Origin of the sequence: Ensifer sp. NPDC090286 (assembly GCF_044769565.1) — a bacterium.
Lineage (GTDB): Bacteria > Pseudomonadota > Alphaproteobacteria > Rhizobiales > Rhizobiaceae > Ensifer.
Genome location: NZ_JBIVYF010000001.1, coordinates 1,400,589 through 1,414,156 on the forward strand (window position 1 = coordinate 1,400,589; position 13,568 = coordinate 1,414,156).

Sequence of the window (13,568 nt, forward strand, 5' to 3'; positions counted from 1 at the left end):
CGCCTGCTACTGCACCGTGACGTCGGGCAGGACGTCGAAGTTGAGCTTCTGTCCGGGAGGGGTGCCGGTGGCACCGTCCGGTTGGGTCTGGGGGTTCGGCCCCGTCTGCGGCTGGCTCTGGACGGCGCTGCGCGCTGCCTCTGCCGCCCGGCGCGCGGCTTCCGCCTGCCGCTCCGCTTCGGCCTTGCGTTCGGCCTCTGCGCGTGCATCTGCTTCCGCCTTGAGGCGGGCGGCCTCCGCAGCGCCGGCAGCCCGCCGGCGTTCCTCGGCAACGGCGCGTTTGCGCTCCAGTTCCCTTGCCTCCGCCCGCGCCTTGTAAAGCGCGAGTTCGCGTCGCAGGCGCTGCTTCTCCAGCACGTTTGCCTGCAGGATCTCGACCCGCCGGCGCTCGCGCTCGAAGGCGCGTAGCGACAGGAAATTCGCGAGATCGGCAACGTTGAGATCGACGCCCGGATCTTCCATCAGGCCGGCATAGCCGATGCGCACGCGCGGCTCAGCACCCGCAAGCGCCTCGTCGCCGGGCCGGAAGGTCAGGTCGATGCCGGCATCGATACGGCCCGCCGCAAGGTCCAGCGAGGCCTCGCCGGTCATCGCCGCGTTGCCGTCGCCGGCCGTCACGTTCTGCGCCCGCAGCACCCCGCCGGCGATGCTGAAGGGCGCCTTGACGACGCCAACCAGCGACTGGCCAGAGAAGATGGTCGCCTCCGCGGCACCCTTGATTGCGTCCGCAGAGATCTGCGTCTTCAGCGCATCGGCGGCTGCGATCAGCTGCGGCAGCGCCCCGCTGTTGATGCCGGCAAGCGTCATGCCGTTGAAGGTTGCCGTACCCGAGCCGCTTGCCGAATGGGCCATTGCCTCGGGCGTCGCACCCGAAGCCTCAAGCGCCACGGAAAGATCGAAGGTCCCGGTCGCGACCGGCGTGCCCGCATGGGCCCAGCCCGCCTGCGCAAGGTCGCCGCCCTTGACGTCCAGGCGCGAGCGCAGGAAGCCAGAGCCGTTGGCATTCCCGATCTGCACCCGTCCGGCGAGCCTGCCACCCAGCCAGTCGCCGGCCGCATCGGTCAGCGCGACCTCGTCGCCCTTCCATTCCAACTTGCCGGCAAAGCTCGTGACCGCGCCATAGACGCCCGGCCAGAATTTGCCCGCCTGCACGTCGAGCGCGAGATTGAGGCCGGTCCAGGCCGGCTGCGCCAGGGCGCCCTTCGAGAAGGCCCCGTTCGTATCCTCGATCGGGCCGAGTATGCCCTCGCCGAGCCAGGCAAGATCGAGCGTGTCGAGCGTCAGCTGTCCGCTGGCCGCCCCCGGCGTCTTGCGGTCGATCGTCAGATTGCCGCTAAAGCCGTTATGGTCGGCCTTGCCCTCGACGGTGGTGAGCGCGATGGTTTCGGGCGTCGTCGCGATATCGGCAGAGACGGTGAGCGGCAGGCCGCTGCCCATCTGCGGCACGGCCACGCCCTGGAGCAGAAGATAGGGCTCTAGGTCCTGGGTCTGCAGCGTCACCTTCGCCTGACCTTCAAGGAAATGATCGCGGGAAAGATCGACGCTGCCCTTGGCGGCAAGCGACGTCTTCTCGGTGGTAAAGGTCACCGTGCCGTTCGCCGTTGGTCCGTCGGTGCTTTGCAGCTTGACCGAGAGAATGCCGTTGGCATCCGCATCAAACGGCAAGGGATCGAAACCCGTCTGGCCGAGCAGCAGCCGCGTCTCGGGGTTTTCGAGCGTCGCTTCCAAGAGCATCGCCTTGCCGGTCAGCGCCTGCGCCATGTCGGGCGCCTGGTAGCTGGCGGCGATCTTCGTGCCGTTGGCGGTTCCGAAGATACCGAAGGTCGCGGGCGCATTGCCTTCCTTGTTGCCGGCCGTCAGCGTCACGTCGAAGGCCGTGTCGCTGTAATAGGGACCGGCCTTGATCAGCTGCCTCAGCGCCGGATGATTGACCGCGTGGCGGCCGATCATTTCCAGGAACGGCGTCAGGTTCTTGGCCGCAAGCTTCATCTTGGCCGAAACCACGGGCTTGTCGAGGTCGCCGCTGGCCCGGCCGGAAAAGGCGAGCTGCGCGCCGGCAAGCGAGCCGATCGCCACGCGCTCGGCCTGGAGCTGGCCGTTCTTCAGCGTCAGCACCGCCTGCACGTCCTGCGCCTCCTCGCCGAAGGCGGAAAACTCGTCGGCCGAAAGATCGGCGGCAATCGCGTGCTGCAGCAGCGTGTCGGTGGAAGCGTCGCCCGCCACCAGCCCGGTCAGCGCCTGCAGCGCCTCGAAGTCGATGCGGTTGCCCTTCAGCTGCAGCGAGAGGTTCGGTTGCTGGTCGGCGAAGGACTGCCGCTCAAGCCGGCCCTTGAGGCTCGCCTCGTCGGCGGCCACTTCGAGGTTCTCGAACTGCTGCAAGGTATCGGTCAGGTTCACCTTGGCCGAAAAGCCGGCGGTCCTCAGCTTGCGGATCGCCGGGTCGACGGAGCCCGCCAGCCAGTTGGCAAGGCCGGAAGGCTGGTTGGAGGCAAGCAAGAGGTCGCCGCGGAAACTGCGCTGTCCCTTGAGGTTCAGCCGCCCCTTGGCTTCGAGCTGCGTGCGCCCCGGCAGCAGCGCCACCACATTGTCGATCACCCAGCCGGCGCCATCGGGCTGTACGTCGATGCGCACGTCCCGCACGGTCGTATCGCCGACGACGATCGCCGGCAGTTTCAGGCTGGCGCGCCCGGGCACCTGCGGGATGGGAATGTCGGCGGCGATCGCGAGCATGGCTTCGAGCCGCTGGCGCATCGAGATCGCCGGATCGCGGCCGGTCTTGTTGTTTCGGCTCGGGCCGATGCGGCTGACGTCGATCTGCTGGCCGTCGGCGATCAGCAGGAATTTCTGGTCCTTGCCGGTATCGAGCGTCGCCTCGCCGGTGACCACATAGGGATCGTCCGACGGGCCGATTTCAAAGCGGTATTCCGGGACGCGGATGCTCTCGTTGGTCAGCTGGAAATTGCCGTTGATGCGCAGCGGCGCCCGCCCGTCCGCGTTCTTCGTCTCACCCTGTGGCCGGTTCTCCGTCAGCGTGAAGCGGCCGCTATAGACAGGCCTGAAATCGACGATACGCAGCGAGCCGTCGGTCTCCACGCCGAAGGGGCGTTTGTCGGGCGTTACCCGCGCCTTCAGGCTGAGCGTGCCCGCCTCGTCCACCTCGTTGCTGGTCAGCGAAAAACTGCCGGCTTCGCCATCGAGCGCGGCGCGCCCCTCGACCTTCCAGGGCCCGGCGAGCGTGCGGGCCGAAATGTCTGCGGCAAGTCCGCTCACGCGGCGGGTCCGGCCGGTCTGCTCGTCGACGAATTCGATCTGGCCGTTGGTGATCTCTACATTTTCGAGCACGACGGTCTTGGCCGGGATCGAGGCCCGCCGGCCCCTCGCCCAGTCGAGCGTGCCGTCGGGCAACAGGCGCACCTTGGCTTTCGGGCGGTCAAGCTTCATGTCGAAGATCAGCGCTTCGCCGCTCAGGAACGGCGCAAGCTCGGCGCTCATCGAGAACTGCGCCACCTGGATCAGTGGGTCGCCATCCTCGGCAGCGCCGACGCGCACGTCGTTGAGCGTCACGGTCGGAAATGGGATCAGCCGCGCATCGACGCTTCCATGCACAACGACGGGCTTGCCCATGATGCGGCTTGCCTCGCGCTCGAACTCCTTGCGGAAATCCGTCCAGTCAATGAACCACGGAGCGATCAGCGCCGCAAAGAGCGCAACGACCACAAGTCCACCGACGGCAAGCAGAATTCGCGAAAGCACCGTGCCTATATTCCCATATCAGTTCAGCGGCGCATGGCGCGCCGCTCATCGATTGGAGCGCCAGGACCTGGCGCCCGCCGACAGCGCCGTGTCCGGCACTGTAGCATCTTGATTTGCCGCATAAATCGCCGGGCGTCCATGCCGACATCGGAACTATGCAGTATCACACTTTCGCCGCGGCGCATCGCCCCAAAAAAGCGCAACGCCCGACGGTCACATTCCTTCTCCGCCTCAGGCGAAAATCTTGCCGGGATTGAAGATGTTGTCCGGATCGAGCGAGCGCTTGACCTGCCGCATGAGGTCGAGCGCATCGCCAAGTTCCGCCTCGAGGAACGGCATCTTGCCCTGGCCGATGCCATGCTCGCCGGTGCAGGTCCCATCCATCGCCAGTGCCCGCGCATTGAGGCGCTCGACGAACGCCTCGGCCCGCGCCACATCAGCGGCATCCTTGTCGTCGAACAGCAGGCCGACATGGAAGTTGCCGTCGCCCGCATGGCCGACGATCGGCGCGGTCAGCCCGTGGGCGGCGCTGTCTTCCTGCGTTGCCGCCACGCATTCCGCCAGCCGCGAGATCGGCACGCAAACATCGGTCGACAGGATTGCAGCACCCGGGATCAGGCTCTTTTGCGCCCAGTAGGCATTGTGCCTGGCCTTCCAGAGCCGCGCCCGCTCCTCCGGATTGGTGGTCCAGAGGAAGTCGCTGGCGCCGAACTCCGAGGCGATCTCGCCAAACTGGCGCGCCTGCAGTTCGACGCTCTCGGGGCTGCCGTGGAATTCGACGAACAGCATCGGCGTCTCCTGATAGGAAAGGCCGGAATAGCCGTTGCAGGCTTTCATCTGCAGCTCATCGAGCAGTTCGATGCGCGCCACCGGAATGCCCGACTGGATGGTCAGGATCACCGCATTGCAGGCGTCTTCGATCGTCGGGAACGGGCAGACGCCGCCGGAAATCACCTCCGGAATGCCCTGCAGCCGAAGCGTGATGGAGGTGATGATGCCGAGCGTTCCTTCGGCGCCGACGAAGAGCCGCGTCAGGTCGTAGCCGGCCGAGGACTTGCGCGCCCGGTGCGCCGTGCGGACTTCACGCCCGTCAGCGGTCACCACCGTCAGCGCCAGCACATTGTCCTTCATGGTGCCGTAGCGCACCGCATTGGTGCCGGACGCCCGCGTCGAGGCCATCCCGCCGATCGAGGCATTGGCGCCGGGATCGATCGGGAAGAACAGGCCGGTGTCGCGCAAGTAGGTGTTGAGCTCCTCGCGAGTAATGCCCGGCTCGACGCGGCAGTCGAGATCCTCGGCATTGACCTCAAGCACCTTGTTCATGCGCGAGAGATCGACCGAGATGCCGCCATGGGGCGCGTTGATATGACCTTCGAGCGAGGAGCCGGTGCCGAACGGGATCAGCGGCACCTTGTGACGGGCGGCGATCTGGACGATCTCGCGCACGTCGCCGGCGCTTTCGGCAAACGCCACGCCATCGGGAAGCTGCGCCGGAATATAGGTGGTGGTGTGGGCGTGCTGGGCGCGGATCGCTTCGCCCGTCTGGAACCGGTCGCCGAAGCGGGCGGAAAGCTCCGCCTTCGCCGCCGCAATCCCCGCCTCGTTTCTCGCGCCAGCCCTGATCGCCTTCAATGCCACGGAAAACGCCCTTCCTCTTGCATCCGCCGCGCTGCCTTTTCGATGTTCGGGAAGCGCAGTCATTTCAAGGCGCTACTGTGCAAATCGGAATCACTTTGTCCAGACGCTCGCCCACTTCCCGCTCACAGTAGCGCAGGAAAACGCCTGACGTGAGACCGGAGTGTCACAAGACTGTATGACAGCGTGGAAAACACCAACGCTGAAAAGCCGACACGATGTGTCCCCGTTTGCCGAAATGTCATTTCCACACCGCGCCGCGCGGTGATCCGTTCGGGAAGTCCTTGCGTATAAAGTCCGAGCGGAAGGACGTATGACGTGCTTGGAGAGATCGGCAGAAAGCGACTGATGATGCGGTTGCCGCACTTGAGGGGCAGCATCGCGTCGGCATCGTCAGATTGCATGATTGAGCTGTTCTGCAGTTACGAACTTGCGGTCAACATGCGGGACGCACTCGTGTTGGGCGGCGGCCGCCCGGATCTCGCTGACGAATACTGGCAGATCTGCCTCGAACTCGAAGAAGAGGTGGAGGTCGTGCTCTGCGCGACGGCACTGGCCGTGCGGCGTGACGGCACATAGCGCGGGCGGGGCGGTAGACAGAGGGCCTTGCAAACGGGCAAACCGCGTCGCACCAGATTTGCCACTGGCAAAAGGAACGCCTCAGACCGACCGAACTCCGGCACCGCTACGTATGAGAGCGAAACGGCGGAAAACACCTGCCGTCTGCCCGGCCTTGCGCTATGATATCGGCGTGAAGAAAGGAGAGGCAAATGCTGGGTCTCACCGCTTTGCTCACCGCGTCGGTCTTCTTTGGCGCCGCCATCTACATCACCTGGGCCGAGCAGCCGGCACGGCTGCATCTCGACGATCGCGCCGCACTCGTGCAGTGGGTGCCGTCCTATCGCCGCGGCTTCGAGATGCAGGCGACGCTCGCGCTCATCTCGGGCCTGCTCGGCGCCGGCGCCTGGGGGCAGACCGGCCACGTGCTCTGGGGCCTCGGCGCCGCCATCATCATCCTGAACTGGCCCTATACGCTGCTCTTCGTCCTGCCGGTCAACCGCCAGCTGGAGGCAGTCCGGCCCGAAGACGCCGGCAACGACAGTCGCGAGCTGCTCAAATATTGGGGCAGGCTCCACGCCGGGCGCAGCGCGCTTGGCGGCCTGGCGGCAGCGATCTTTCTCGTTGCCGCCTGGCTCGAATTGTAAGCCGCCCGCTGACGGCCATTTCGGTTAGCGCACTTCCATGGCCGCCGCGGCGTCCATCTCCTCGTGCAGCTTGCGCTCCTCGTCCGCATGCGGCTTGGTAAAGCGGGCAATGACAAGATAGGCGACCGGCGTCAGGTAGAGCGTGACGATCACCGCCAGGCCAAGGCCGCCGACGAGCACCCAGCCGAGCGCGATACGCGCCTCGGCGCCCGCGCCGCTGGCCAGCACCAGCGGTACCGCGCCGACGATGGTGGCGATCATCGTCATCATCACAGGACGCAGGCGGATGTTGGCGGCGTTCTCGATCGCCGAACGCACGTCCTCGCCGCGATCGCGCAGCTGATTGGCGAACTCGACGATCAGGATGCCGTTCTTCGCCATGATGCCGACGAGCATCACCAGGCCGATCTGGCTGTAGATGTTGAGCGTGTTGCCGGTCATGATCATCGCAAACACCGCGCAGGCAAGCCCCAGCGGCACCGTCGACATGATGATCAGGCCGCTGACGAAGCTTTCGAACTGGGCGGCGAGCACCAGGAAGATGATGACGAGCGCAAAGCCGAAGGTGACGAACAGGCCATTGGCGTTTTCGTTCAGCGTCGCAGCCTCGGCAAGCGGCATGATGCGCGAGCCCGGCGGCAGCAAGGGTTCCGCCATCTGCTCGACCATGGTCAGTGCCTCGCCAAGCGCCAGGTCGGACTTGAGGCCCGCCGAAAGCGACACGGCGCGAAGCTGCGATTCGCGCGACAGCTGCGGCGCCACTGCCATCTCCTCGACGCTGGCGATCGTCGACATCGGCACGATCTTGCCGTCGCCGGCTTTCAGGAAGATGTTCTGCAGGTCGGTCGGGTCGTTGACCGGATTGGTCGAGGAAAGCAGCTTCACCGGATAGGATTCGCCGTCGACATAGACGTCGACGACGCTGTTGCCGTCGAGCATGGCCTGCAGCGCCCAGGCGAGGCCGCCGATATCCACGCCCATGTCTGAGGCGCGTTCGCGGTCGATGGTGATCGAAAGCTGCGCCTGGTTGGCTTCATAGTTGAGGCGGACGTTTTCGAAGCGCCCGGTGTCTTCCATCTGGCGCACCAGCTTTGCCGCCGCATCGCCGAGCTTGTTGTAGTCGTTGCCGACCAGCGCCACCTGCAGGCCGCTGCCGGCGCCGCGAATACCGAGACTGTTCGGCTGCATGGCAAAGACGCGAACCGAGGGGATCCGCCCGGTCACCTTGTTGATGTCAGCGACAATATCCTGTTGCGTTCGGTCACGCTTGTCCCAGGGAGCGAGCGTCAGCACCATGAAGCCGCTGTTGACCGAACCGCCCTGCCCGGAGATCGAGAAGATGTTGTCGATCTCGCCGGATTTGACCAGCGGCTGCAGGCCGTCCTCGATGCGGCGCATCTGCGCCTGGGCATATTCGAGCGAAACACCCTGCGGCGCGTTGATACGCATCATGATCTGCGAGCGGTCTTCGGTCGGGGTCAGCTCCGATTTCAACGTCAGGAAGCCGACGGCGCCCATGGCGGTGAAGAAGCCCGCGATGACGAAGACGATCAGCGGCGCGTTGAGGCATGCGCGCAGCGTCACCCGGTAAAAGCCGGCCGCCCGCGCGCCGAACCGCGCCATCGGCCCCGGCACCGTGTGGGTATCCTTCGTCAGCATGCGCGAGGCGAGCATCGGGCAGAGCGTCAGCGACACGAAGGAGGAGAGCAGGATCGCAAACGCAAGCACGAAGCCGAACTCGCGGAAGAGACCGCCGGTCTGGCCCGGAAGGAACGACAGCGGCACGAAGACGGCGGCAAGCGTCGCGGTCGTTGCCAGTACCGCGAAGAACACTTCGAGCGTGCCGTGCACGGCGGCGGCCCGGGGCCCCAAGCCCTCGGCGCGCCGTCGCACGATGTTCTCAAGCACCACGATCGCGTCGTCGACCACGAGACCGGTCGCCAGCACGATCGCCAGCAGCGTCAGGATGTTGATCGAGAAGCCCGCCATGTAGATCGCCGCCACCGTGCCGATCAGCGCGATCGGCATGGAGATCGTCGGGATCAGCGTCGCGCGCCAGTCAAGCAGGAACATGTAGATGACAAGCGTCACGATGAAGACAGCGACGATCAGCGCGATCTCCACCTCGTGGATGGCGCCGTTGATGAAGACGGCATCGTCGCTGGTGATCCTGAGCTGCGTGCCCTCCGGCAGGATCTGCGTCTGGATCGTCTCGACGACCTTGCGCACGCCCTCGGAAATATCGACCGTATTGGACTGTGCCTGGCGAACGATGCCAAGGCCGATGCCCTGACGGCCGTTGGAGCGCAGCGCCGTCGTGCCGGTGTCGGGACCGAGCGTCACCGTCGCAACGTCGCGCAGGCGTACATTGTTGACGAGGATCAGGTTTTCGAACTGCTCCGGCGTCTGCAGGTCGGCCGTGGCGCGCACCGAGATGTCCTGGCTGGCGCTGGTCAGCTTGCCGGCGGGTACGTCATAGGAGGCATTGGCGAGCGCTGTCCTGAGGTTTGCGACCGTCACCCCGCGCCCGGCGAGCTTCGCCTGGTCGAGGTCGATGCGGAAGATCTTCTCCTGGTCGCCATAGACCGCGACGTCGGCCACACCTTCGACGGCAGCGAGCCGGTCGCTGATCTCGTTTTCGACGAGCAGCGTCATGTCTTCCATCGACATGGTGTCGGAGGTGAGAGCCAGGCGCATGATCGGCTGGCTGTCGGCGTCGGCCTTGACGATGCTCGGTTCGTCGACATTGTCGGGCAACTGGTTGCGCACCCGGCCGAGCGCATCGCGGATGTCGTTGGAAGCCTGGCCGATATCGGTCGTGTCGGAAAACTGCAGCGTCACCCGGCTCCGGCCGAAGGACGAGGTCGAGGAAATGTCGCGGATGCCCTGCACGCGCGACACGGCGCCCTCGACCACCGAGGTGACCTCGCGGTCCATCGTCTCGGGTGCGGCGCCATCGAGCGTCGTCGTGACCGAGATCACCGGCTGGTCGACCTGCGGCAGTTCGCGGATTTCGATGCCGTTCCAGGCCGCAAGGCCGGCAACGACGATCAGCGTGTTGACGACCAGCGCGAAGATCGGCCGGCGGATGAAGAGTGCGGTAAAGCCGGTCTTGCCACGCTCGCGGGCTGACATCTTGTCGCCACCGCCCCCGTGACCACCACCATGGCCGCTCGACTGACTGTCGCCGCCGCTCACTTGGTTTCCTCCGCAACCTTCTGCGGTTCCTGCTTGTTCTCGCGGCCGGCAATGCGCACGGCGCCGCCGTCGCGCAGGCGCTGCACGCCTTCGGTGACGACCTCGTCGCCTTCCTTAAGGGCTGCGTCCACCAGCACCTTGTCCGGGTTGCGCTGAATGATCTTGACCGGCACCTTCTCGCTCTTGTCGCCGGAAACGCGCCAGATGTAGGAGCCTTCCGAGCTCCACTGGATCGCCAGCGGATCGACCGTCGGATAGGTGTCGCCGTCGAAGGCGACGGTGACCGAGAAGGACATGCCTGCCCTAAGCTTGTCGTCAGGGTTTTCAAGCCGTGCGCGCACGCGCAGCGTCCGGCTCGCCTGATCGAGGCGGTTGTCGATCGCATGGATCGCACCGTCGAGCTGGTTGCCGGGCTGGGCGATGGCGAAGGCCGTGACCGGCTGGTCGACGCTGATCTTGTTGGCGAAGCGCTCCGGCACCCAGAAGTCGACGAGGATTTCCGAGCGGTCGTCGACGACCGCGATCGGCGTCGTGGTCGTGACATAGTCGCCGACATTGACGGTGATGATGCCGACCACGCCCTTCGACGGCGCCACGATATCGCGGCGCTTGAGGTCGAGCTCGGCGGTCTTCAGCGCCAGTTCGGCGGTCTGCATGGCGATCTCGGCGTCGCGGACATCCACCGCCGACACCGCCCGCGCCGTGCTGAGGTTTCGGTAGCGCTCGACCTTTTCGCGGGCGCTGTCGCGTGTCAGCCGCGCCTGGTCGGCGGCAATCTTCTGGTCGTCGCTATCGAGCCTGGCAATCACCTGGCCTTGCGCCACCTTTTCGCCGGAGCGCACGAGAATTTCGGTGAGGTTGCCGGTTGCCGTCGGCGTTACGGTGACGGAATGGATCGCCTCGCCGTTGCCGATCGCGTTCAGCCGGTCGTTGACAACAGACGTGCCCGAGGGGCGGACCATGACGAGGATGGCATTGTTGCCGCCCTGCCCGCGGCCATTGCCGCGTTCACCGCCCGCGCCGCCTTCGGCACCAGGCTTGGACAAGGCATCGATCAGCGGGTGTGAAACACCGATCGCCGCCAGCGTTTCACCGGCGCCGGGCACAAACCGTACCCAGACGCCTGCGCCCACGAGAAGCACAGCGGCGCTCACCGCAAGCTGTTTCCAAACCCGCATTCAAGTCTCCGAATTAAGCAAAAAACACGCCCCAGCGCGGCGCGGCCGGCGGTTCGTTCCGATTGCCCGGAGTATCCCTGTTCGCACGTGTCGGGGCAATGACAGAATACCATCATTACGCAATTGTAATAAAAGCGAATTTGTTGGCGGGATGATGACGCACCGACGCTTCGTTCGACCCATCGCAGCTTTGTCCAGAAATTCACTAGACAATTGCCATTTACAGCCGCCGACACTGCGCTATCCTGCAACCGCCGGCAGCGTCTTTGGCCGGCTTAGCGCCTGTCTTCAGGCCTCTTGGGGGAGAGAAGTCGATGTGCGATGCCTGTGTCATGGAAACGGTGAAAGAGCGCATGCTTTCGCGCCGCAGCTTCTTCAAAGCAGCCGCGGTCGGAACCGCGGGCCTTGCCGCCGCAAGCGTGGGCGCGGCACCGCCGGCGTTGGCGCAGGGGCATTCAAGCGTCACCGACCTGACCCATGAATTGCACGAGGATTTCCCGACCTTCTTCGGCCAGCAGCAGTTCTTCCGCGAGGAGAAATTCAACTACGCCAAAGACAAGTTCAACATGTTCGAGCTCCGGGTGAACGAGCACACCGGCACCCATGTCGATGCGCCCCTGCACTTCTCGGCCGATGGTCTCTCCGTCGCCGAACTGCCCGTCGACAAGCTGGTGGTGCCGCTCGTGATCGTCGATATCAGAAAGAAGGCCGAGAACGACGCCGATGCGCAGGTGACGCCCGACGATCTCAAGGCCTGGGTCGCCGCCAATGGCGAGATCCCGGAAAACGCCTGCGTCGCCATGCTGTCAGGATGGGGCGCGCATATGGGCACCGACAAGTTCCGCAATGCCGATGGCGCCGGCAAGCTGCACTTCCCCGGCTTTCACGTCGAGGCGGCCAAATATCTCCTCGAAGAGAGCAAGGCGGCCGGCATTGCCGTCGATACGCTCTCGCTCGACCACGGCCCCTCGCCCGATTTCGCCACGCACTATGCCTGGCTGCCGGAGGGACGCTGGGGGCTGGAGGCCGCGGCCAATCTCGACAAGCTGCCGGTCAAGGGCGCAACGCTCATCCTCGGCGCACCGAAACACCGCGGCGGCACTGGCGGCCCGGCGCGCGTTTTCGCGCTGGCCTAGGTCACGGACCAAGGTTTTGGCTGAGGCGAGCTTAAAGGGAGCAAGGTGGTTCGCTTCAACGGCAACCACATGCTCGCGATCGTCGACCAGTTCGGCACCGGCTGCGTCACCATGGATCACGGTGCGCCAACACGACGCCGATCGCGAAAAGGTCAACGGCGACGCCTGACGCGCCGAAGCACCCTAACCTTCAACGACTTCACTGATCTGCACGATGGGCGCGATATCCGTATAGTTGGCGACATCCGCGGAAATCTCGGCGCGGTGGGGACCTAACGCCTGCTGGAATGCCTCGAGGTTCGGCGCGTAGACGTGGCACGCCGCGACGAACTGTGGCGCGCTTCCAGGCTCGCGCCCCGCAAGGCCCTTGTCGATCTCGTAGCGCAGGCAGGCATCGCCCAGCCGCTCCTGAAGCAAGGGCATGTGGGTGGTGCGGTAGTAGTCGTGGTCGAACTTCGTGCCACCATCGGCCGGATAGTAGACGCTCATCTTGATCATGGTCGGGCTCCTGCCTGAACGCCGCTTCGAGCGTCCGAAGCTACTTCTAGGTCACCGACCTATGGAGCACAACCAGCTTTTGGCTGGAACACGTTTGACGAGAGCAAGGTTGTTTTCGGGCTTTTGCGGCCGCAGGGTCTTCATCGTCACGCAGAACGGCAACGCCTATCAGGGTTCGAGCAAGGGCGTGCTGTTTACGACGGGACCGTTCGGCTCCAACATTCAGCCCTGCAGCGAAATCCCCAATTGAACGCATCGGCGACGGCTCCTCAAACGCAGCGCTGGCAATCGCTGCAACGTCGGCTATCGTCGTCGCAGCAAGCGACCGGCCAGCCCACGTGCCGCCACCACCAACAACAGCGAAGGAGCCCCATGAGCACCGTAACCCCGCCCCCACTTCCGGAAGCCGATCCACGCGTCAAGGCCGTGTTCGACGATATCCGCGCCACCCGCAAGTCCGATTTCATCAACAATATGTGGCTGTGGCTCGCCTTCGACCCGGAATTACTGGAGCAGACCTGGCGCGACGTGAAGGCGGTGATGGCGACACCTTCGGCCCTCGATCCGCTGGTCAAGGAGATGCTCTACATCGCCGTTTCCGTCACCAATGGCTGCGGTTACTGCGCCCATTCCCATACGGCGGCGGCAAAAGCCAAGGGCATGAGCGATGCCGAGCACGCGGACCTGCTCCGGGTGATCTCGCTTGCCGCCCGCACCAACCAACTGGCGACGGCGCTGCAGGTGCCTGTCGATCCCGCTTTCGACAAAACGGCTGGGTGAAGCATGTCGCGCAAAAGTGTGAAGCGGTTTTGTGGCGACGACATGCGACAAACGAAACAGGCCCAAGAATAAGCGGTCTCGAAATCGCCTGTCTTTCCACAGGCTTGGTACGACTGGCGCAGAAAACGGAATAAAAGAAGAACATCCTTTCTGGCCTTTCCCCACCGAATCACTACATTGAGCCG

Annotated in this window: 10 protein-coding genes; 5 read left to right on the forward strand and 5 right to left on the reverse strand. The window is 64.9% G+C overall.

The window, feature by feature from the left end; translation table 11 throughout:
• Positions 1-6 precede the first annotated feature (6 nt).
• On the reverse strand, positions 7-3,753 hold the full coding sequence (locus ACIQUG_RS07065) for an AsmA-like C-terminal region-containing protein (RefSeq protein WP_402319020.1): 3,747 nt from the start codon (positions 3,751-3,753) through the stop codon (positions 7-9).
• A 231-nt stretch (positions 3,754-3,984) separates the two neighbouring features.
• Positions 3,985-5,391 carry an FAD-binding oxidoreductase gene (locus tag ACIQUG_RS07070; RefSeq protein WP_402319023.1) on the reverse strand — a complete coding sequence of 469 codons (1,407 nt, stop codon included), beginning with the start codon at positions 5,389-5,391 and terminating at the stop codon, positions 3,985-3,987.
• 399 nt (positions 5,392-5,790) lie between these two features.
• Here ACIQUG_RS07070 and ACIQUG_RS07075 point away from each other — a divergent pair, with 399 nt between their 5' ends.
• Entirely contained in the window at positions 5,791-5,967 is a 177-nt protein-coding gene (locus tag ACIQUG_RS07075) for a hypothetical protein (RefSeq protein ID WP_402319026.1), read from the forward strand.
• A gap of 191 nt (positions 5,968-6,158) precedes the next feature.
• Positions 6,159-6,593 (forward strand): DUF1772 domain-containing protein, encoded by a 435-nt coding sequence (locus ACIQUG_RS07080; protein WP_043621463.1) that lies wholly within the window; start codon positions 6,159-6,161, stop codon positions 6,591-6,593.
• Between the two features lie 24 nt (positions 6,594-6,617).
• On the opposite strand, the gene ACIQUG_RS07085 is transcribed toward ACIQUG_RS07080, so the two are convergent.
• Together ACIQUG_RS07085 and ACIQUG_RS07090 are read right to left on the reverse strand one after the other, a co-directional pair.
• A complete protein-coding gene (locus ACIQUG_RS07085; RefSeq protein ID WP_043621530.1) occupies positions 6,618-9,728 on the reverse strand; it encodes an efflux RND transporter permease subunit in 3,111 nt (1,036 codons plus the stop codon).
• 59 nt (positions 9,729-9,787) lie between these two features.
• Positions 9,788-10,969, reverse strand: coding sequence for an efflux RND transporter periplasmic adaptor subunit (locus tag ACIQUG_RS07090; protein ID WP_402319030.1), 1,182 nt, complete (start codon positions 10,967-10,969; stop codon positions 9,788-9,790).
• A 314-nt stretch (positions 10,970-11,283) separates the two neighbouring features.
• On the opposite strand from ACIQUG_RS07090, the gene ACIQUG_RS07095 reads away from it, so the two are divergent.
• Positions 11,284-12,105: a cyclase family protein gene (locus tag ACIQUG_RS07095; protein ID WP_402319033.1), complete on the forward strand. Its 822-nt coding sequence runs from the start codon at positions 11,284-11,286 to the stop codon at positions 12,103-12,105.
• A gap of 183 nt (positions 12,106-12,288) precedes the next feature.
• Here ACIQUG_RS07095 and ACIQUG_RS07100 read toward each other — a convergent pair whose 3' ends face one another.
• Positions 12,289-12,603: an EthD family reductase gene (locus ACIQUG_RS07100; protein WP_402319036.1), complete on the reverse strand. Its 315-nt coding sequence runs from the start codon at positions 12,601-12,603 to the stop codon at positions 12,289-12,291.
• A 109-nt stretch (positions 12,604-12,712) separates the two neighbouring features.
• On the opposite strand from ACIQUG_RS07100, the gene ACIQUG_RS07105 reads away from it, so the two are divergent.
• The gene (locus ACIQUG_RS07105; protein WP_402319039.1) at positions 12,713-12,853 is read left to right on the forward strand and encodes a hypothetical protein; all 141 of its coding nucleotides are present in this window, start codon (positions 12,713-12,715) and stop codon (positions 12,851-12,853) included.
• Positions 12,854-12,975: 122 nt separating this feature from the next.
• Positions 12,976-13,383, forward strand: a complete 408-nt coding sequence (locus ACIQUG_RS07110; protein WP_402319042.1) for a carboxymuconolactone decarboxylase family protein — start codon at positions 12,976-12,978, stop codon at positions 13,381-13,383.
• Positions 13,384-13,568: the final 185 nt, after the last annotated feature.

Coding starts and splice junctions, on each gene's coding strand:
- ACIQUG_RS07110 (WP_402319042.1), top strand. CDS start 12,976: ATGAGCACCGTAACCCCGCCCCCACTTCCGGAAGCCGATCCACGCGTC.
- ACIQUG_RS07090 (WP_402319030.1), bottom strand. CDS start 10,969: ATGCGGGTTTGGAAACAGCTTGCGGTGAGCGCCGCTGTGCTTCTCGTG.
- ACIQUG_RS07075 (WP_402319026.1), top strand. CDS start 5,791: ATGATTGAGCTGTTCTGCAGTTACGAACTTGCGGTCAACATGCGGGAC.
- ACIQUG_RS07080 (WP_043621463.1), top strand. CDS start 6,159: ATGCTGGGTCTCACCGCTTTGCTCACCGCGTCGGTCTTCTTTGGCGCC.
- ACIQUG_RS07095 (WP_402319033.1), top strand. CDS start 11,284: ATGTGCGATGCCTGTGTCATGGAAACGGTGAAAGAGCGCATGCTTTCG.
- ACIQUG_RS07100 (WP_402319036.1), bottom strand. CDS start 12,603: ATGATCAAGATGAGCGTCTACTATCCGGCCGATGGTGGCACGAAGTTC.
- ACIQUG_RS07085 (WP_043621530.1), bottom strand. CDS start 9,728: ATGTCAGCCCGCGAGCGTGGCAAGACCGGCTTTACCGCACTCTTCATC.